This window comes from Mesorhizobium sp. M0894, from assembly GCF_040319725.1.
In the GTDB taxonomy this organism is placed as follows: Bacteria; Pseudomonadota; Alphaproteobacteria; order Rhizobiales; family Rhizobiaceae; genus Mesorhizobium.
This window is the reverse complement of the sequence record NZ_JAMYOG010000004.1, coordinates 104,168-123,848: the sequence shown is the minus strand read 5'-3', so window position 1 is coordinate 123,848 and position 19,681 is coordinate 104,168. Positions and strand designations below refer to the sequence as shown.

The following is a 19,681-nucleotide window of genomic DNA, read 5'->3' as shown; positions in this document are numbered from 1 at the left end:
TTAGATCAGGACGACATGACCACAGCACCCGCCAAGGCGGGGTGGCGGTTCAGGCAGCCGAGCGTCATTCCGGGTTTCGGATTGACGCTCGGCTTCTCGCTTGCCTACCTCACCCTCATCATCCTCATTCCCCTGTCCGGGTTGATCTGGCGCTCGGCGGCGCTCGGCTGGACCGACTTCTGGGCGATCGTCACCGACCGCCGCACCATCAACGCGCTTGAAATCAGCTTCGGCACCGCCTTCATTGCCGCCGCCGTCAACGTCGTCTTCGGCACGATCGTCGCCTGGGTGCTGGTGCGCTACAGCTTTCCCGGCCGCCGCATCGTCGATGCCATGGTCGACCTGCCCTTTGCGCTGCCGACGGCGGTTGCCGGCATCGCGCTGACCACGCTTTACGCACCGAACGGCTGGATCGGCAGCCTGCTGACGCCGCTCGGCATCAAAGTCGCTTATACGCCACTCGGCATTGTCATTGCGCTGATCTTCATCGGGCTGCCCTTCGTCGTGCGCACCGTGCAGCCGATCATGGAGGAGATCGACAAGGAGGTCGAGGAAGTGGCCGCAACGCTCGGCGCCAATCGCTTCCAGATCATCAGCCGCGTCCTGCTTCCCGGACTGGCGCCGGCCATCGTCACCGGTTTCGCGCTGGCCTTCGCGCGCGGCGTCGGCGAGTACGGCTCAGTCATCTTCATCGCCGGCAACCTGCCCTATAAATCCGAGATCGCACCGCTTCTGATTGTCATCAGGCTCGAGGAATATAATTACGCTGCGGCGACCGCGATCGCGGCGATCATGCTGGCGCTGTCCTTCGTGATGCTGCTGGTCATCAACCTGGTGCAGACGTGGAGCCGCAAGCGCTATGGCTGACCCGGAGATCAAATCCTACGCGCCGCACCACGAAAGCCAGTCGCCGGCGGTGACCGAAAGCCGCACGGCGAGAACCGTGCTGATGATCGTGACCTTTGCCTTCCTCGGCATTTTCCTGCTCTTGCCGCTGATCATCGTCTTCAAGGAAGCTTTCGCCAAAGGCATCGAGGCCTACACACAGGCGCTGTCGGAACCGGATACGCGCTCGGCGATCCGCCTGACGCTTCTGGTCGCGGCGATCTCGGTGCCGCTCAACGTCGTCTTCGGCATTTCCGCCGCCTGGGCGATTGCCAAGTTCGAGTTCAAGGGCAAGGCGTTCCTGACCACGCTGATCGACCTGCCGTTTTCGGTCTCCCCGGTCATTTCCGGCCTGGTCTATGTACTCCTCTTCGGCGCGCAAGGCCTGCTCGGTGCCTGGCTCAAGGCGCATGGCATCGTCATCCTGTTTGCCGTGCCGGGCATCGTGCTGGCCACCATCTTCGTCACCTTCCCCTTCGTCGCCCGCGAATTGATCCCGCTGATGCAGGAACAGGGCAATGGCGACGAGGAGGCGGCCCTGTCGCTCGGCGCCAATGGCTGGCAGGCGTTCTGGTACGTGACGTTGCCTAACGTCAAATGGGGATTGCTCTACGGCGTACTGTTGTGCAATGCCCGCGCCATGGGTGAGTTCGGCGCGGTCTCGGTGGTGTCCGGCCACATACGCGGGTTGACCAACACCATGCCGCTGCATGTCGAAATCCTTTATAACGAGTACAATGCCGCCGCCGCCTTTGCCGTCGCTTCGCTGCTTGCCGGCCTGGCGCTCGTCACACTGGTCTTGAAAACACTTCTCGAGATGCGCTACGGCGCCGAGATCGCCGCGACGCGCGGACACTGACAAAATGCATGTCGCCCAAAAGTGGGAACCGGTTTTGGGATAACGACATGCATCAACTACAAAAGGGATTTGTATGGAAGTTCGCGTTGCCAACGTGCGCAAGGAGTTTGAGCGGTTTCCGGCCCTTCACGACGTTTCGCTCGACATCAAGTCGGGTGAGTTGATCGCGTTGCTGGGGCCATCCGGTTCCGGCAAGACGACGCTGCTCAGGCTGATTGCCGGGTTGGAGCGGCCGACCCGCGGAAAGATCTTCTTCGGCGAAGAGGATGCCTCGCAAAAGTCGATCCAGGAGCGCAATGTCGGATTCGTCTTTCAGCATTACGCGCTGTTTCGCCATATGACGGTCGCCGACAATATCGGCTTCGGACTCAAGGTCCGGCACGGGCCGTCACGCCCGTCGGCGAAGGAAATCCGCCGCCGCGCCTCGGAACTCCTCAACCTCGTTCAGCTTTCCGGTCTGGAAAAACGCTATCCGGCGCAGCTTTCGGGCGGCCAGCGCCAGCGCGTGGCGCTGGCCCGCGCCATGGCGATCGAACCGGCCGTGCTTTTGCTCGACGAGCCGTTCGGCGCGCTCGATGCCCAGGTGCGCCGCGAACTGCGCCGCTGGCTGCGCGACATCCACGACGCCACCGGCCACACCACGGTCTTCGTCACCCATGACCAGGAAGAGGCGCTGGAGCTTGCCGACCGCGTCGTGGTGATGAGCCAGGGCCGCATCGAGCAGGTTGGCACCGCCGACGAGATCTACGACACGCCGAACTCGCCCTTCGTCTATGGCTTCATCGGCGAATCGAGCTCGATCCCGGTCAAGGTCGAGGACGGCCAGGTCTGGATCGCCGACCGGCCGATCGGGCTTTCCGCGCCGCACGCACCGCAAGGTGAAGCGACGCTGTTCTTCCGCCCGCACGACGTCGATCTGGTGGAAGAATGCAACGGCTGCATCGCCGGCACGGTTGTCGCCAGCCGCCGCGTCGCCGGCACCAGGCGGGTCGAGCTCGAAATCGGCGGCGAACGCCAGCGGGTCGAGATCGAGTTGCCAGTCGACCATCCGGCGGCGCAGAAAAGCCGGGTGGCTTTCAGGCCGCGGCGCTGGAAGCTTTTTCCGGCTGCTTGATCCTCTTTTAGGCGCTACACCAGCCAGTTCTCGACCTTCAGGCCTTTGATCCGGTTGAACTCGCCGGTGTTGGCGATCACCAGGGTAGTTCCCAGTGCATAGGCGTGGGCAGCAATAAAAAGGTCGTTTTGGCCGATGGTCTGGCCCCTTCCTTCCAGCTCTGCGCGAATCGCGCCGTACTCGGCATCTACCGGCACATCGAGCGGCAAGACAGGAATCTCAGCCAGCAATTCCTCGACCTTCTTGAGCAACTTGGCCGACTCTTTCCTGGCGCAGCCATATCGCAGTTCCGAGGCGACCACGATGCTGGTACACACGGCGGCGTCTCCCACGCGCAGGACGGCGGCGGCGGCTTTCCCGGCCGGATTTCGGATCATGTCGCTGATAATGTTCGTGTCCAGCATGAACCGCATCAAAACAATTCCTCGGATTTGACAGGCATATCCTCGACTTCGGGAAGGTCCTCCTCGGAACCGGGGGGCGGCTCTTTCGCCCATTGCGCGAGCAGCGCCGTGAGGCCGGGTTTGCGAACCGGCTCGATGATCAGGCGGTCGCCTTCACGACTGATCAAGACCTTTTCGCCGGGAAGTTCGAACTCGACAGGAATGCGCACCGCCTGACTGCGATTGTTACGAAACAGCTTCGCCTCTTTCGGCGGGGTTGTTGAATGGCGGCGTTGAGGCATGACGATAGCTCCTTGTATATACCATTTGTATATGCCAGACCGCGCGGCGATGCAATCGCCATCGCGTTGGCCGGCCGGGAACCATCGTGCACGCCGACGGCATCGGCACCGCTGCCAAGCTGCTTGGAAGACTCTGCCTGAAAGAAAAAACTAGAAATCCTCCACAGCGGGAATATTTCTTCTATCGACAACGTGGAGCGGCCGCTCTGCGTGCCTCGTCGCGCACAATGCCTTGCCGCTATGGTCCGGCAATAAGCGCACGCATTGGAGCCTTGTTTTCATGAAGCGATTTTTGCTTGGCGTCGCCACATTGGCCGGCCTGTTCCTCGCATCCTCCCAAGCCTGGTCGGCCGACAAATTGCTGAACGCTTCTTACGATGTCGGCCGCGAGCTGTTTGCGCAGGTCAACAAGGCGTTCGTCGCCGGCCACCCAGGCGTCACCATCGATCAGTCGCATGCCGGGACGTCTGCGCAGGCACGTGCCATCGCCGAGGGCCTCGGCGCCGATGTGGTCACCTTCAACCAGGTCCTCGACATCGACTTCCTGGTCAGGAAGGGTCTCATCTCCGCGGATTGGCAGAAAGATTTTCCCGACAACGCCTCGCCCTTCTATTCGCTGCCCTCCTTCCTGGTGCGCGACGGCAATCCGAAGCACATCAAGGATTGGAACGATCTCGTGCGCGACGACGTCCAGGTGATCTTCCCCAATCCGAAAACCTCCGGCAATGCCCGGTACACCTACCTTGCGGCCACCGCCTACGCCAAGGAAGCCTTCAAGGGCGACGACGCCAAGGTGAAGGAATTCGTCACCAAGCTGTTCAACAACGTACCGATCTTCGACAGCGGCGGACGCGCCGCGACCACCACTTTCGTGCAGCGCGAGATCGGCGACGTGCTGATCACCTTTGAGTCGGAAACGCGCGGCGTCCGCAAGGAGTATGGCGAGGACAAATTCGAGCAGGTGACGCCCTCGGTCAGCCTTTTGGCCGAGTTTCCGGTGGCGATCGTCGACACGATCGCCGACGAGCATGGCACGCGCGACCTCGCCAAGACCTATCTCGACTTCCTTTATACGCTGGAGGGCCAGGACATCGCCGCCCGCAACGGCCTGCGGACCCGCGACGCGACGGTCGCCGCCAAGTACAAGGCTGAGTTTCCCGATGTCCGCCTATTGACGGTGGAGGATGTCTTCGGCGGCTGGGCCAAGGTCCAGGCCGAGCATTTCGCCGCTGGCGGCCTGCTCGACCAGACTTACGGCAGCCGCTGACGTCTGCAACCTCGTGAACTGATTGAAAGCGGGCGTTTGCCGGCTTTCTTCATTTGCTCGCCGAAAACGTGGCCTCCGCCCGTTCCGGACGCCCGCCCTCCAAAACGTTACGAAGAATCAACGCGTTTGCGCGCAATATGTCTTCGGGCGGCCTGTCTGCGCGAACGGCATCGCACGGCCAAACCGTCATTATTTGCACACAAACAGCCGCCAGATGCGGGTGGTTGGGGCTTAATGGGTTGACTCGGGCATGCTTACCAAAAAAGGCAAATACGGCCTCAAGGCTCTCGTGCATCTGTCCGGCCTGCCGGTCGGCCAGCTCGCATTCGTCAACGACATTGCGGTCGCCAACAACATCCCCAAGAAATTCCTGGATGCCATCCTGGGCGAGTTGCGCAATGCCGGCTTCGTCCAGAGCCGCAAGGGCAAGGAAGGCGGTTACCGCCTCGCCCGTCCCGCTTCCGAAATCAAGATCGGCCATGTCGTGCGTGTCCTCGACGGGCCGCTGGCGCCGATCCCTTGCGCCAGCCGCACACAATACCAGCGCTGCGAGGATTGCGACGAGGCGACCTGCCAGGTCCGGCACATGATGCTGGAGGTGCGTCAGGCGATCGCAGAGGTGCTGGACAACCGCAGCCTCGCCGCCATGCGCGACGCCGACAATGACGATTTCCCGGTCGAGCTGACGTCGCAGATTTAAATCTAGCATCAGGCCGGGCGCTTCACCGCCCCTAGCGGCGAGCGTGCCACTACCGGCGTCGACTGGATGATCGCCGTATTGGTCATCGCATGGGGAATGATCCGGTCGATCACCCGCTCGAGCTCGGCGGCCGAGCCGACATGCGCCAGCGCGATGAAACAGTCTTCGCCGGTGACCCGGTCGCATTGGGCGATTTCCGGCAGGTCGCGGATGATTTCGGCCACGACGGCGAGTTGCCCCGGCACCGGCCTGATGCGCAGCCATGCCGACAGCTTCATGCCGAGCGCGGCCGGATTAATCCGCACCGTATAGGCCTCGATCACGCCGCTTTCCTGCAGCCGCTTGATGCGCTCGGCGACGCTCGGCGCCGACAGGCCGACTGAGCGCGCCAGTTCGGCAATACTGGTGCGCGCATCCTCCTCCAGCAGGCGCAGGATTTTTAGATCCGCCGGATCCAGATCGGTATTTTCATTTCGAAGGCGTTTCAGCGGAATACTCCTTGCTTTCGAAAAGGGAATAGCCGCAATGCCCGGCCATCATCCATATCAACGGCAAAAATCGCCTGCGATACTGACCCCATGGAAGATCGGACTCAAGCCCCAGCAGCAAGTCCGGCACTCGCCGGCCCGGCTTTTACCTTGGCAAGCTCGGTGCCGCCCCATCTGTGGTTCGGCGTCAGCGCCGTGTTCCACTATCTCGGCCCCGCTTTCGCAGTCCTGCTTTTCTCGCATGTCGGCGTGCTCGGCATGGCGTGGCTGCGCATCGCCACCGCGGCACTGGTCTTTGCCCCGCTGACCCGACCATGGGCGGTCTTCGCCCGCGCCGATCGCTCGACGCGGTTGTTGCTTGTGGGTTTCGGCGTCTGCCTTGGGGTGATGAATTGCTCGTTTTACCTGGCGCTCGACCGGCTGCCGATCTCGCTGGTAGCGGCGATCGAATTCGTCGGCACCATCGGCGTCGCGCTTGTCGGCCTCAGAAGCCCGCGCAATCTCGCCGCCCTTGCAATCGCCGTCGCCGGCACCTTGCTGCTCATCGACGTCAAATGGTCGAGCGATCCTGTCGGCCTGTTCTGGGCCTTCCTCAATGGCGCGCTGTTCGTCTTCTATATCGTGCTCGGCCACCGCGTCGCGCGCGCCGACGCTGGCGATGGCATCGCCGGGCTGGGTGCCGCCATGGCGGTCGCCCTTCTCGTCGTTCTGCCGATCGGTCTTGCCGATGCGCTGCCGGCGTTCTCGACGCCGCCGCTGCTGCTTGCGGCGGTCGGTGTCGGCATCTGCTCGTCGGTCATTCCCTATATTTGCGACCAGCTTGCCATGTCGCGGCTGCCGCGCTCCAGTTTCGCGCTGATGCTGTCATTGCTTCCGGTTACCGCGACGTTGATCGGCGTCATCGTGCTGCGGCAGGTGCCGAGCCTCACCGACTGCCTCGGCATCGCGCTGGTGGTGGCCGGCGTCGCCCTTCACAAACCGGCGCTGGCGCCCGCCTGATCAGGCCAACTTCTCCTTGAGGAAAGCGATCGTCCGCCCCCAGGCGAGGTCAGCCGCCTTCTTGTCGTAACGGGCCGCCGATGTGTCGTTGTTGAAGGCATGGTTGGCGCCTTCATAGACATAGACCGAATATTCGATATGGGCCGCGTCGAGTTCCTTCTTGAAGGCGTCGATGCCGGCATTGGTGCGGGTGTCGAGCCCGGCATAATGCAGCATGAGCGGCGCCTTGATCTTCGGCACGTCCTCGGCCTTCGGCTGCATGCCGTAATAGGCAACGGCGGCTGCAAGATCCGGCGCGTTGACGGCCAGCATGTTCACCGTGCCGCCGCCCCAGCAGAAGCCGACGGCGCCGACCTTGCCGTTGCCGTCCTTGTGGCCTTTGAGGTAGGCGACCGTTGCGACGGCATTGGTGGCGACCTGTGCTGGATCGAGCTGGGAAAACAGGTCACGTGCCCTGTTTTCATCGGCCGGCGTGCCGCCGAGCGGTGTCATGAAGTCCGGGGCAAGCGCCACGAACCCCTCCAGCGCCACGCGCCGCGCCACGTCGCGAATATGCGGGTTGAGCCCCCGGTTTTCGTGCACGACGATGACCGTGCCCAGCTTGCCGGTCTGACCCGCCGGCTTGACCAGATAACCCTTCATCTCGCCGCCGCTGCCTGGATAGCTGATGTCCTCGCCTTTCACGCGCGGATCGTTTTCCGCGACGATTGCCGCCTGGGCCGAATTCGCCGCCAGCAGCGGCGAGATCGCGGCCGCTGCCGCACCCGACCCGGCAAGCCTGGTCAACTGCTCCATGAAGCGCCGCCGGTCGAGCGTCAGATGCGTGTATTCATCATAGGCATCGATCATCGCCTGGGTAATGACAGGCTTGGCGGGGCCGGCAGGTGTTGTCATGGCGCGCTCCTAGGTCTTCGGCCCCCGGCAGCAACATAGGGTCGAAGCCTGGCTGGTCCAGTCACGGCTGAGTGAGGGCTGCCATAAGTCTCTGCACGATGGCCTTGATGCCGCGTTGGTCCAGCAGGCCGAGACAGCCGCCGGCCCGCAGCTGACCAACGAGGTACTTGCATCGGTACCCGACCTGAAAGGGCATCTCGGGCTCTGAGGAACTTCTCTATTTCGGCAGCGTATAGGCCATCACATAATCGCCCGGCTTGGTGCCGACCGAGCCGTGGCCGCCGGCAACGATGACGACGAACTGGCGTCCGTCGGCTACCGTGTAGGTCATCGGTGTCGACTGCCCGCCGGCAGGCAGCCGCGCCTGCCAGAGCTGTTTGCCGGTCGTCAGGTCATAAGCGCGCACATAGTCGTCGACCGCCGCACCGAGAAAGGCGACGCCGCCGGCAGTGATCATCGGCCCGCCAATGCCCGGCACGCCGACCTTGAACGGCAGCGGCAGCGGCGTCATGTCGTAGACGGTGCCGTTGCGATGCTTGTAGACGATCTTGCCGGTCCGAAGGTCGGCGCCGGCCACATAGCCCCACGGAGGCGCCTGGCAGGGAATGCCGAGCGGCGACAGGAATGGCTTCAATATCACTGCGTAAGGCGCACCGTCATTGCGGTTCAGGCCTTGTTCGCTGCCCTTGGTATCGCCCGGCGGCGGCACGTCGGCGCGCGGCACCAATTTGGAGATGAACGCCAGGTATGTCGGCATGCCGAACATCACCTGCCGGACCGGATCGACTGCCACGCCGCCCCAGTTGAAGGTGCCGAAATTGCCGGGATAGATCAGCGAGCCTTGCAGCGACGGCGGCGTATAGCGGCCCTCATACCGCAGCTTCCGAAGCTCGATCCGGCAGGCCAGCTGGTCGAACATGGTGATGCCCCACATATCCGCGCCGGTCAGTGGCTTCGGACTGAAGCTGAGGTCCGAGACCGGCTGCGTCGGCGAGGTATGGTCGCCTTCGATCGCGCCGCCCGGCGCCGGCACTTCCTTGACCGGAACGACCGGCTCGCCGCTGCGCCGGTCGAGCACATAGAGGTCGCCCTGCTTGGTCGGCCCGACCAGCGCCGGCACCACACCACTGGCCGTGGTTATGTCGACCAGCGTCGGCTGCGCCGGCACGTCCATGTCCCAGAGATCGTGATGCACGGTCTGCCGCACCCAGCGCAATTGTCCGGTGTTGAGATCGAGCGCGGTGATCGAGGAAGAGAATTTCTCGTCATTGGCGCTGCGTCCGGCGCCGAGCTGGTCCGGCGTCTTGTTGCCGAGCGGCACATAGAGCAGGCCGAGCTTCTCGTCGGCGCTCGCCGTCGACCACATATTGGGCGAGTTGTTGGTGTAGGTCTGGCCCGGCGGCAGCGGCGTCGTCTGGTCCGGATTGCCGGAATCCCAATTCCATAACAGCGCGCCGGTGTCGGCATCGTAGGCACGGATGACCCCGGACGGCTCCTGCGTCGAATAATTGTCGTTGACCGCGCCGCCGACGATGATCTTGTTGGCGACGATCAGCGGCGCGGAAGTCGAATAGTAATAGCCCGGCTTCGGATATGGCATGTTGGCGAGCAGGTTCAGCGTGCCGCCCTCGGCAAATGTCGGACAGACCTGGCCATTCGCCGCGTCGAGCGCGATCAGCCGGGCGTCCGATGTCGGCAGATAGATGCGCGTGGCGCAGGGCTGGCCGGCGGCGATCTTGGCATCGGCATAGTAAGCCACGCCGCGGCAGGTCTGGTGCTGGCGGTCCTTGTTGAGCTTGACCTGCGGATCGAAGCGCCATTTCTCCTTGCCGCTCGCGGCATCGATGGCGATGGCGAAATTATGCGGCGTGCAGATGTAGAGCGTGTCGGCGATTTTCAGCGGCGTCACCTGATAGGTCGTCTCGCCGATGTCGTCGGGCCCTTTCACGTCGCCGGTGCGATAGGTCCAGGCCGGCTGCAGATTGGCAACGTTTTCGGGGGTGATCTGGTCGAGCGGCGAATAGCGCTGGCCATATTGCGTGCGACCGTAATAGTGCCATTCGCCGGCCGGCACATTGCCGCCGAGTTCGGCCGTCGGCGTCACCTTGTCGGTGTTGAGTTGGCCGGCAATATCCTTTGGGTCCGTCGTCATCGAATAACCGGCGACGCCGAGCGATGCCAGCACCGCGAGGATCAGCGGCGCTCGTCCGTCGGGACCGGTAAGCCCGCGCCGCGCCCATGGCGTCAATAGCCACAGCGCGACAAGCACGATGATGCCGCCGCGCGGGCCGAGCTCCCACCAGTCGAAGCCGGTTTCCCAGACAGCCCAGGCGAGCGTGCCGAGCACGATCGCCGCGTAGAGCCACAGCGCCGTGGATCTGCGCCTGTAGAGCAGCCAGGCAGCGATCAGGAAAGCTATGCCGGCGATGACGTAATACCAGCTGCCGCCCAGCGTCACGAGCCAGATGCCGCCGCCGCCAAGCGCCAGGCCGATGAGGAAAAGGATCAGGGAGGTGATGACCACAGCCAAGACGGTGCTCCTTCGACTGGTGCGCTCCGCGACGCGTCCATGGGCAACCCCGCATTGCGTGCCTGCCCCCACGCAACTTTCTCCGGCCCGCTTCCCCTGTCAAGCAAGCTCGGCGTTTTACGGCGTCGACCCACGGCAAGCTCGGCGTTTTGGTTAGCGGACCCATTCAGATTGTGAGTCTACCGACTGGACAGAACAAAACGGAGACACTTCTGGCCTTTCGCTGCCGAATCACTACATTCGGGGAGAGATGTCCGGCTTTTCGGAAGACATGCCCTTTTTTGACGAACCGAACGCGCGGCCCGTGGCCCCGTCGGGCATCGCCGCGCGCGCCATGGCTGCCCGCAGCAATCAAAACAACGCGCCCGATTATCTCAACGGCCTCAACCCCGAGCAGCGGCTGGCGGTGGAAACCACCGAAGGCCCGGTGCTGGTGCTGGCCGGCGCCGGCACCGGCAAGACGCGCGTCTTGACCACCCGCATCGCCCACATCCTTGCCACCGGCAAGGCCTTCCCTTCGCAGATCCTCGCCGTCACCTTCACCAACAAGGCGGCGCGCGAGATGAAGCAGCGCATCGGCCTGTTGATCGGCGAAGGCAATGTCGAGGGCATGCCGTGGCTCGGCACCTTCCACTCGATTGGCGTGAAGCTGCTGCGCCGACATGCCGAGCTGGCCGGGCTCAAATCCGACTTCACCATTCTCGACACCGACGATGTCGTGCGGCTGATCAAACAGCTCATCCAGGCGGAAGGGCTGGACGACAAGCGCTGGCCGGCCAAGCAGTTCGCCCAGATGATCGACGGCTGGAAGAACAAGGGCCTCGGTCCCGCCGACATCCCCGAGGGCGATGCCCGTGCCTTCGCCAACGGCAAGGGCCGCGAACTCTACAAGGCCTATCAGGAGCGGCTGCAGACGCTGAATGCCTGTGACTTCGGCGATCTCCTATGTCACCCGATCCGCATCTTCCGCGCCAATCCGGACGTGCTGAAGGAATACCACAAGCGCTTCCGCTACATCCTCGTCGACGAGTACCAGGACACCAACACCGCACAGTACATGTGGCTGCGCCTGCTGGCCCAGCGGCCTCAAGGCAAGCCAATCTCCCCCCTCGCGGGGGAGATGTCCGGCAGGACAGAGGGGGGCGCGAAGGATCGCGACGCTTCCAATGGTCCTGGCGGAAACGCTGGCGGGACAGCGCCCCCCTCTGTCGGCTCCGCCGACATCTCCCCCACGAGGGGGGAGATTGGGCGCTCTTCGGCCGAAGGCCGCAAGCCCGACCGGGCGTCGGCCGGCCAGGCCGCCCCCGCGGAGGCCAGCGAGCGAAGCTCGCGCGCGGCCGTGAGCGAAAGCAAAGTTAACATCTGCTGCGTCGGCGACGACGACCAGTCGATCTATGGCTGGCGCGGCGCCGAAGTCGACAACATCCTGCGCTTCGACAAGGATTTCCCCGGCGCCACCATCATCCGGCTGGAGCGCAACTACCGCTCGACCGCGCACATCCTCGGCACCGCCTCGCATCTCATCGCCCACAATGAGGGCCGCTTCGGCAAGACGCTGTTTACCGAGAAGATCGCCGAGGACGACGAGAAGGTGCATGTCCACGCCGCCTGGGATTCCGAGGAGGAGGCCCGCGCCGTCGGCGAGACCATCGAGGCCTACCAGCGCCAGAAGCACAATTTGAACGATATGGCGATTCTCGTCCGCGCGTCTTTCCAGATGCGCGAATTCGAGGACCGCTTCGTCACGCTCGGGCTCAATTACCGCGTCATCGGCGGCCCGCGCTTCTATGAGCGGCTCGAGATTCGCGACGCATTGGCCTTCTTCCGCGTCGTCGCACAAGGCGCCGACGACCTCGCCTTCGAGCGCATCGTCAACGTGCCGAAACGCGGGTTGGGCGAGGCCACCATCCGCCAGGTCCACGACACCGCACGCGCGCTGCGCATCCCGATGCTGGAGGCGGCGGCAAAACTGGCCGAAAGCGACGAGCTGAAGCCGAAGCCGCGTGCCGCACTTCGCGAGGTATCAGCCAATTTCGAGCGCTGGCAAAAGGCTCTCGAAACCACCCCGCACACCGAACTCGCCGAGACCATTTTGGAGGAGAGCGGCTACACCGACATGTGGAAGAACGACCGCTCGGTCGAAGCGCCCGGCCGGCTGGAGAACCTAAAGGAGCTGATACGCTCCATGGAGGAGTATGAATCGCTGCGCTCCTTCCTCGAACATGTCGCGCTGGTGATGGACGCCGAGCAGAACGCTGAGCTCGACGCCGTCAACATCATGACGCTGCATTCGGCCAAGGGCCTCGAATTCGAAACCGTGTTCCTGCCCGGCTGGGAGGAAGGCCTGTTCCCGCACCAGCGTTCCCTCGACGAGGGTGGCCGGTCCGGGCTCGAGGAGGAGCGCCGCCTTGCCTATGTCGGCCTGACCCGCGCCAAGAAGAACCTGCATCTCTGGTTTGTCTCCAACCGCCGCATCCACGGCCTCTGGCAATCGACCATCCCGTCGCGCTTCCTCGACGAGCTGCCGGAAGCCCATGTCGAGGTCGCCGAGAGCGGCAACTCCTATGGCGGCTACGGCAATGCCTATGGTGGCGGCTCGTTCGCTCCCGGTCGTGGCGGCCAGGGGGCTGGAAGACAGAATCCTTATGGGGCGTCGCGCTTCGATAACATCGGTGGCAACAACGGCGCCGAGAAATCCGGCGCCTTCTCCAGCACCTATGCGACACCGGGCTGGCAACGTGCTCAGGCCAACCGCACCGAAGCGACCGACCGCAATTGGGGCACGCGCTCCGGCCACCAGGTCGAGCGCATCGGCTATGGCGAAACCGACTCGGGCTACGGTGCCGGCCGCACCTCGATCAAGGGCCGCACCATCGACGGCGAGCTGGTCGCCAAATCCGTCGCCGACACGCCCTCCCCCTTCAGCGTTGGCGACCGCGTCTTCCACCAGAAATTCGGCAACGGCAACATCTCGGCCATCGAAGGCAACAAGCTGACCATCGACTTCGACAAGGCCGGCCAGAAACGCGTGCTGGACGGGTTTGTCACGGGGGTTTGAGGCCGCCGGTCACCGATACCGCGCTTGGTTCCACTTATGGCCGAGCAGCGACAGGATGATGATCAGCCCGTTGAAGAACTGGACGTAGAAGCCGCTCAGTCCCGCCGCGACGACGCCGGTCTGGATGAAGGACACCGTAACCGCGCCGATCGCGCCGCCGACGACGGTGCCGATGCCGCCCCAGGTCGGCGTGCCTCCGACGAATACCGATGCCAGCACCGGCAGCAGGTATCCGTCGCCCGCCGTCGGCCACCAGGTGAAGTTGATCATTACCGAGAACGTGCCGGCGATCGCCGCGCCGATACCGACGAAGACGAACACTTTCACCCTGACGCGCTTGACATCGATGCCCATCTGCTGGGCGCTGTCGGGATTGTCGCCGACCACCTTGACCTGGGCACCGAAGCGATGGCGGTTGTAGAGCAGCGCCGACAGCACGACGAAGGCGATGGCCCAGAATATCTGCACCGGGATGCCGTAAAGCTGGCTGGAGAAGATCTTGTAGGCCCAGCTGTCGGCAAGGCCGGTCAGCGCGGTCGACCTGCCCTCGTTGATGATCTGGATCAGGCCGCGCAGCAGGAAATTCATGCCGAGCGTGGCGATCAGCGACGACAGCCCGCCATAGACGACCAGCGAGCCGACCAGGAAGCCGAGCAGCATGCCGGTGACGATTGCGGCGGCGATGCCGACGAACGGGTCGTAGCCGGCCTGCACGACCAGCGCGAAGACCCACGAGGCGAAGCCCATCGTCGCCGGAAACGACAGGTCGATCTCGCCACAGGTGACGACGAAGACGAGCGGCACCACCACGAACAGCGCCACAGGCAGCGTGGTCAGCACGGAACTATAGAGATACCAGCTGGTGAAGACCGCCGGATTGGCGATCATGAACACCGCCATCATCACGATGAACACGGCAAGCGTGCCGAGTGCGGCGCGGTTGTCGAGGACAAAGCCGCGCAGCCAGTTATCGGACGGGTGTTTCCATGCCTTTCGGGCGGCATCGCTGCTGCCTAGAGGGGTCTGCAGATCGGGATCCATGGTCTTGCTCATCGCGCTATCTGCTCCCCGGCGTCGCGAAGTCCCGGCAATCCGCCGGGATGTGCCACGTCTTCCATGAAATTGATGAGGTCTTCGGCCGACTTGACCTCGCTGCGGTCGGCGCTGAGCGCGACCTTGCCGCGGTCGAGCACCACGAAGCGGTCGGCGATATCGAAGACGTGGTGGATGTTGTGGCCGATGAACAGGATCGACCGGCCGCTCGCCCGCACCTGGCGCACGAAATGAAAAACCTTCGCGGTTTCGGTCAGCGACAGCGCCGTCGTCGGCTCGTCGAGGATGATCAGGTCGGCCTGCTTGTAGATGGCGCGGGCGATCGCCACGCCCTGGCGTTCGCCGCCCGACAGCTGGCCGACGATCGACTGCGGCGTGAACACCTTCGAGGTGAAGCCGATCTCGCGCATCAGCCGGCTCGCCTCCGCGATCTCCTTGTTGACCTTCAGCCATCCAAGCCAGCCGGTGAGCTCGCGGCCCATGAAGATGTTGCGCACGATCGTCTGCTGCACGGCGAGCGCCCGGTCCTGGAACACCGTTTCGATGCCGGCGTCGCGCGAGCGCGCAGCACTCCACCCGGTCACCGGTTTGCCGCGAATGAGGATTTCGCCGCTGGTCGGCTTGACCACGCCGGAAAGGATCTTGATCAGCGTCGATTTGCCGGCGCCGTTGTCGCCGATCAGGCCGACGACCTCGCCGCGGTCGACGCTGAGATTGACGCCGCCAAGCGCATAGACCTGGCCGTAGGACTTGCTGATTTCACGCAGTTCGATGAGGCGTTCGGCCATGGCGGTCCTCGCTTGTTTGTCGGTCGTCGCCGGCCGGGATTCAACCCGGCCGGCAGATCGGGCGATCAGCGCAACGCCTGCTTGGCGAGTTCGGAAACGATCTCATAATTCTGCGGCGTGACGAAGCCGGCACCGGTGTCGACATTCATCGGCGCCAGACCCAGCACCACCTGCTGGCAGAGGCTGAGGATTGGTAGGTAGCCTTGCATGAACGGCTGCTGGTCGGCCGTCAGCTGCACCCAGCCGCCCTTGAAGCCCTCGACGATCTGCGGGCTGGTGTCGAAGCCGAAGTTGAAGATGTCGCCCGGCTTCCTGCCCGCCGCCTGCATGTAAGTCGGCACATTGCCTAGCAGCTGCCCGCCGGGATAGCCGACCGCCTTGACGTCGGGATTGTTGAGCAGTGCTGCCGTGATCACCGGAATGGCCAGATTGGGATCGGCTGCCCACTCGGTTTGAGAATTGATTTGAACGACGTCGATGCCGGCCTCTTTCAGTGCGGCGACCGTGCCGCGTTCGCGCGCGCCGCGGCTCTCGTTCTCGAACGGGCCGATCATGATCGCCTTGTCGCCGGCCTTCAGCCCGGCCAGCTTGAACGCCTCGGCGCCGAGCGCCCGGCCCTGCTGCTCCTGCTGGGCGCCGACATAGCCGCCGCCGAACGCCGCCGTGACCGTCGGCACCGGCACGTTCTGGTACATCATCTTGATGCCGTCCTTGTGCGCCTGTTCGGCCAGCGGCATGATGGCGGCGTCGCCCGGGTGGCCCATCATGGCGATGCCTTGGGGCTTGACCGCAACAGCCTCGCGCAATTGCTGGACCATCTTCTCCACGTCCCACCCAGAGAAGATATAGTCGACCTTGGGCCCGAGATCGGCGGCCGCCTGCTTGGCGCCATTATAGACGATGGTGCCGAACGCATCGCCCTCCGCCCCGCCGGCGAAGAAACGGATATGGACATCCTTGCACCACTGGGCATCGAGCGCCTGCGCCGGCAAGGTCGAGAGTGCGGCGGCGAACGCCATCGCGGCCGCCGCGACGGTCGAGCGCAGAACTGTCCTTCTCATCGTAATGCTCATGCACGTTCCTCCCTTTGTTCCCTCGCTAGCCGAGGGGTTTTGACGATCGCTTCGGCAACGCGCCGCAATCTTTCGCTGGCCGGCACCTCCCGCCGGCCGAGTTCTCACACCGGGTTCGGCAGGTAGCTCGCGCCTCCCCGGCATTGTTGGAGATAATCCAGCGCACGCGCCTGGCCGGTGATCTCGAGATCGCCGCGATAGACCGGGTCGTGCCAGCCCTCGATGTCGATGGCGCCTTTGTAGCCGGCCAGCCGCAGCTCGCTGATCACTCGCGTCCAGTCGCTGTCGCCGAACCCCGGCGTGCGCATCTGCACGAACGGCAGGCGACCGAACACGCCATGTTCGCGGATCACGTCCCAGCGCACCGTCGCGTCCTTGCCGTGGACGTGGAAGATGCGCGGCGCCCATTTGCGGATCTGCGGGATCGGGTCGATCAGGTAGACCAGCTGGTGGCAGGGCTCCCACTCCAGGCCGAGATTGTCGTCCGGCAGTTCGTTGAACATCAGCTCCCAGGCGTCTGGATTGTGGGCGATGTTCCAGTCGCCGCTGGCCCAGTTGCCGTCCATGGCGCAGTTCTCGAAGGCGATGCGCACGCCCTTGTCGGCAGCCCGTTTTGCCAACTTCCCCCATACCTCGCGGAAACGCGGCAGGCTGTCTGGCAGCGGCTTGCCGCGAATGCGGCCGGTGAAGCCGCTGACCATGTTGGTGCCGAATAGATGCGCGTTGTCGATGATCGTTTCCCACGCCTGGAGCACGCCGCGATCAACTTCACCGCTCTCCAGCGGATTGCCGAACACCCCGATCGACGAGATGACGACATCGGCATCGCCGATCGCCTCGCGGATCTCGCCCGCCAGCCGTGGAATGTCCTTGCCGCCCAGCGTCTGCCAGAAGAACGGCTGGATGCTCTCGAAGCCGAGCGGCAGGATCTGCCTGACATAGGCGGCCGGGTCGTCGAGATTGGCCCGCACCATTGTGCCGATCCTGATGTCGAGCAGCGGGTTTGGCATCATGATCCTTCCTGTGCAGCGATGGCGACCCGGCGCCCGGTCTCGGCGCTCTCGATCGCAGCGAAAACCATGGCCAGGCTCTTGATGTTGTCGGCGCCGCGCGTCTCCGGCTCGGTGCCGGTTTCGACGGCGCGGACGAAATCCTGGATGATGCCGAGATGGCCGCCGACGCGATCGGCCGGGTCGAGCGGCGGCACGGCTATCGATTCGGTGCGGTGGAACAGGCCTTCACGGACCGGCTGCACGATTTCCGCCTTCAGCCCGTCCTCGCCGTCCCAGACAATGCTGCCGCGCTCGGCGACAATACGCCATGTACTGTCCCAACTGGTACGGAAGCCGGCCGCGCACCAGCTGCCGGCATAGGTGAACAGCTTGCCGCCGCCGAGGTCGAAGCTTGCGGTTGCCGACGACCCTTGCCGATACCAGGAATTGGCCGGCTCCCACTCCTGGCAATAGACACCGGTCGGTTCGCCGGCCACCATGTAGCGGGCCGCGTCGAATGTGTGGATCGCCATGTCGAGCAGCAGCACATGGCGCATCTCTTCGCGAAAACCGCCGAAATGCGGCGCAACGAAGAAATCGGCGTGGATGCTGGTCGCAGCACCAATGACGCCGGAAGCGAGAAAGCGCCGGATGCGCCTGACATTGGCGACATAGCGGCGGTTCTGCACGACGGCATGGATGCGCCCGGCGCTGCGGGCGGCCTCGACAATGGCACGCGCATTGCCCGGGCTGTCGGCCAGCGGCTTTTCGGTCAAGAGGTGGCAATGATGGGCAAAGGCGGAAAACGCGACCTCGCGGCGGGCGGCGGGAACCACCACGTCGAATACCGCGTCGGGCCTGGTCTGGTCGAGCACGGCGTCGAGGTCGGTTCCGATGACAGCGCCGGAAAGCTCGTATTCGCGCGCCCTCGCCCGCGCCCTTTCGGCGTCGATATCAACCAGGCCTACAATGGCGAGCCCGTCGATCTGCCTGGCCGCATCGAGCCAGGCCTTGCTCATCGCTCCGCAGCCGACCAGGACGACATTGATCATCCAGTGTTCCTCCCTCTCGGCCCCTCCAGACCGATCCTCACGGCATTCACGGCAGGGCCGTGAATGTTTTTCCGTAAACGTTTACGAGAACACACCCGATGGCGTAGAATGTCAATTGGCCGGTTGCGAAAAATCGTGGTGTCGGCTTGGCCCGGAGAGCAGCCGGTGCTAGCCAAGCAAGGGGAGAACTGTCCTTTGGCGTCCAGCATTCACGACCTTGCGCGTCACCTGAACATTTCGATCGGCACGGTGTCGCGCGCGCTCAACGGTCGCGCCGACGTCAATGCCGACACACGCCAGCGCGTGCTCGATGCGGCCAAGAAACTGAACTATTCACCGAACCAGTCCGGCCGCAGCCTGCGGCGCGGCGCCACCCATTCGATCGCCTTCATGCTGCAGCCGCATCCGGGCGACCAGGAGTATGGCGAGCCGTTCTTCATTCCATTCCTGACCGGGCTGCAGGCCAAGCTCGCCGAAAGCGGGCTCGACCTGATCGTGGTGATGGGCGCGCCGGGCGACTATCAGCAGGAGCGCCTGCGCCGTGTCGTCGAGACCCGCCGGGCCGATGCCGTGGTGCTGGCCTGGACGCGGCGCGAAGACGAGCGCATCGACTATTTGACCCAGGCCGGTTTCCCGTTCGCGACGCTCGGCCGCAGCCGTTCCGGCGGCGATGCCTACCCCTCGCTCGACCTCGACTTCGAAAAAGCCGGAGCTGACGCCGTCGATCGTCTCGTCGCGCGCGGCCACCGGCGCATCGCCGCCATCCGCCCGTCGCTCGACCTCAATTTCGGCTATCTGTTCCTCGCCGGCTATCGCAAGGCGTTGCGGCGGCACGGCATCGAATTCGACCCCGAGTTGATCGCCGACGGCTTCATCAACGAGGCCGGCGGCTACGCGGTGACACCGAAGGTCATGCGCTCCAAGGACCCGCCGAGCGCCATCATCTTCAACAACGACGCGATGGCGCTTGGCGGCTGCAAGGCTCTGGCCGAGGCGGGAATCAAGCCCGGCCACGACATCGCGGTGATCGTCATCGTCGACACGCCGCTCTGCCGCTATTTTTCGCCGGCGCTGACCGGCTTCCGCCCGGCGCTGGAGCCGATGGGCGAGCGGCTGGCCGAAATGCTGCTGGCATCGATTCCGGCCTTCGCCGGCACCGAAGGCGCCCGCATCATCCGCGAAGTCTGGCCGCTGGAGCTTATCGCGCGCGACAGCGATTGAGCGCGGCGGTCACCGAGCAGGTT

The 19,681-nt window shown here is 64.1% G+C and carries 18 protein-coding genes; 8 read left to right on the top strand and 10 right to left on the bottom strand.

Annotated features, from left to right (window positions below; all coding sequences use genetic code 11):
• Positions 1-15: 15 nt before the first annotated feature.
• The 3 genes from cysT (at position 16) to NKH91_RS09780 (ending at position 2,858) form a co-directional block, all read left to right on the top strand.
• Positions 16-867: a sulfate ABC transporter permease subunit CysT gene (cysT, locus tag NKH91_RS09790; RefSeq protein ID WP_023720880.1), complete on the top strand. Its 852-nt coding sequence runs from the start codon at positions 16-18 to the stop codon at positions 865-867.
• The gene (cysW, locus tag NKH91_RS09785; protein WP_023720881.1) at positions 860-1,744 is read left to right on the top strand and encodes a sulfate ABC transporter permease subunit CysW; all 885 of its coding nucleotides are present in this window, start codon (positions 860-862) and stop codon (positions 1,742-1,744) included. The genes cysT and cysW overlap by 8 nt, the downstream gene beginning before the upstream one ends.
• A 73-nt stretch (positions 1,745-1,817) precedes the next feature.
• Positions 1,818-2,858, top strand: coding sequence for a sulfate/molybdate ABC transporter ATP-binding protein (locus tag NKH91_RS09780; RefSeq protein ID WP_352482922.1), 1,041 nt, complete (start codon positions 1,818-1,820; stop codon positions 2,856-2,858).
• A 14-nt stretch (positions 2,859-2,872) separates the two neighbouring features.
• Here NKH91_RS09780 and NKH91_RS09775 read toward each other — a convergent pair whose 3' ends face one another.
• Complete coding sequence (locus tag NKH91_RS09775; protein WP_502896288.1) at positions 2,873-3,271, bottom strand: type II toxin-antitoxin system VapC family toxin; 399 nt, start codon at positions 3,269-3,271, stop codon at positions 2,873-2,875.
• Positions 3,271-3,543, bottom strand: a complete 273-nt coding sequence (locus NKH91_RS09770; protein ID WP_352844502.1) for an antitoxin — start codon at positions 3,541-3,543, stop codon at positions 3,271-3,273. Before NKH91_RS09770 ends, NKH91_RS09775 begins: the two co-directional genes overlap by 1 nt.
• Positions 3,544-3,823: 280 nt before the next feature.
• Here NKH91_RS09770 and NKH91_RS09765 point away from each other — a divergent pair, with 280 nt between their 5' ends.
• Positions 3,824-4,810, top strand: coding sequence for a sulfate ABC transporter substrate-binding protein (locus NKH91_RS09765; protein WP_352844503.1), 987 nt, complete (start codon positions 3,824-3,826; stop codon positions 4,808-4,810).
• A gap of 250 nt (positions 4,811-5,060) precedes the next feature.
• Positions 5,061-5,510, top strand: a complete 450-nt coding sequence (locus NKH91_RS09760; protein ID WP_006202816.1) for an RrF2 family transcriptional regulator — start codon at positions 5,061-5,063, stop codon at positions 5,508-5,510.
• 8 nt (positions 5,511-5,518) lie between these two features.
• On the opposite strand, the gene NKH91_RS09755 is transcribed toward NKH91_RS09760, so the two are convergent.
• Positions 5,519-5,998 (bottom strand): Lrp/AsnC family transcriptional regulator, encoded by a 480-nt coding sequence (locus tag NKH91_RS09755; RefSeq protein WP_352844850.1) that lies wholly within the window; start codon positions 5,996-5,998, stop codon positions 5,519-5,521.
• 90 nt (positions 5,999-6,088) lie between these two features.
• On the opposite strand from NKH91_RS09755, the gene NKH91_RS09750 reads away from it, so the two are divergent.
• Complete coding sequence (locus NKH91_RS09750) at positions 6,089-6,997, top strand: EamA family transporter (protein WP_352844504.1); 909 nt, start codon at positions 6,089-6,091, stop codon at positions 6,995-6,997.
• Here the strand turns inward: NKH91_RS09750 and NKH91_RS09745 are convergent, their stop codons facing one another.
• Positions 6,998-7,891 (bottom strand): dienelactone hydrolase family protein, encoded by an 894-nt coding sequence (locus tag NKH91_RS09745; RefSeq protein WP_352844505.1) that lies wholly within the window; start codon positions 7,889-7,891, stop codon positions 6,998-7,000.
• A gap of 217 nt (positions 7,892-8,108) precedes the next feature.
• Positions 8,109-10,421 (bottom strand): glucose/quinate/shikimate family membrane-bound PQQ-dependent dehydrogenase, encoded by a 2,313-nt coding sequence (locus NKH91_RS09740; RefSeq protein WP_352844506.1) that lies wholly within the window; start codon positions 10,419-10,421, stop codon positions 8,109-8,111.
• A 250-nt stretch (positions 10,422-10,671) separates the two neighbouring features.
• On the opposite strand from NKH91_RS09740, the gene NKH91_RS09735 reads away from it, so the two are divergent.
• Positions 10,672-13,479: an ATP-dependent helicase gene (locus tag NKH91_RS09735; RefSeq protein ID WP_352482914.1), complete on the top strand. Its 2,808-nt coding sequence runs from the start codon at positions 10,672-10,674 to the stop codon at positions 13,477-13,479.
• Positions 13,480-13,488: 9 nt separating this feature from the next.
• Here the strand turns inward: NKH91_RS09735 and NKH91_RS09730 are convergent, their stop codons facing one another.
• The 5 genes from NKH91_RS09730 to NKH91_RS09710 form a co-directional block, all read right to left on the bottom strand.
• A complete protein-coding gene (locus NKH91_RS09730) occupies positions 13,489-14,532 on the bottom strand; it encodes an ABC transporter permease (RefSeq protein ID WP_352844508.1) in 1,044 nt (347 codons plus the stop codon).
• Positions 14,529-15,320: an ATP-binding cassette domain-containing protein gene (locus NKH91_RS09725; RefSeq protein ID WP_352482911.1), complete on the bottom strand. Its 792-nt coding sequence runs from the start codon at positions 15,318-15,320 to the stop codon at positions 14,529-14,531. The genes NKH91_RS09730 and NKH91_RS09725 overlap by 4 nt, the downstream gene beginning before the upstream one ends.
• 65 nt (positions 15,321-15,385) lie before the next feature.
• Positions 15,386-16,393 carry a substrate-binding domain-containing protein gene (locus NKH91_RS09720; protein WP_352482909.1) on the bottom strand — a complete coding sequence of 336 codons (1,008 nt, stop codon included), beginning with the start codon at positions 16,391-16,393 and terminating at the stop codon, positions 15,386-15,388.
• A 104-nt stretch (positions 16,394-16,497) separates the two neighbouring features.
• Complete coding sequence (locus NKH91_RS09715; RefSeq protein ID WP_502898982.1) at positions 16,498-17,403, bottom strand: sugar phosphate isomerase/epimerase family protein; 906 nt, start codon at positions 17,401-17,403, stop codon at positions 16,498-16,500.
• A complete protein-coding gene (locus NKH91_RS09710) occupies positions 17,403-18,437 on the bottom strand; it encodes a Gfo/Idh/MocA family protein (protein ID WP_352884638.1) in 1,035 nt (344 codons plus the stop codon). The genes NKH91_RS09715 and NKH91_RS09710 overlap by 1 nt, the downstream gene beginning before the upstream one ends.
• Before the next feature lie 195 nt (positions 18,438-18,632).
• Here NKH91_RS09710 and NKH91_RS09705 point away from each other — a divergent pair, with 195 nt between their 5' ends.
• Positions 18,633-19,658 carry a LacI family DNA-binding transcriptional regulator gene (locus NKH91_RS09705; RefSeq protein ID WP_352589918.1) on the top strand — a complete coding sequence of 342 codons (1,026 nt, stop codon included), beginning with the start codon at positions 18,633-18,635 and terminating at the stop codon, positions 19,656-19,658.
• Positions 19,659-19,681: the final 23 nt, after the last annotated feature.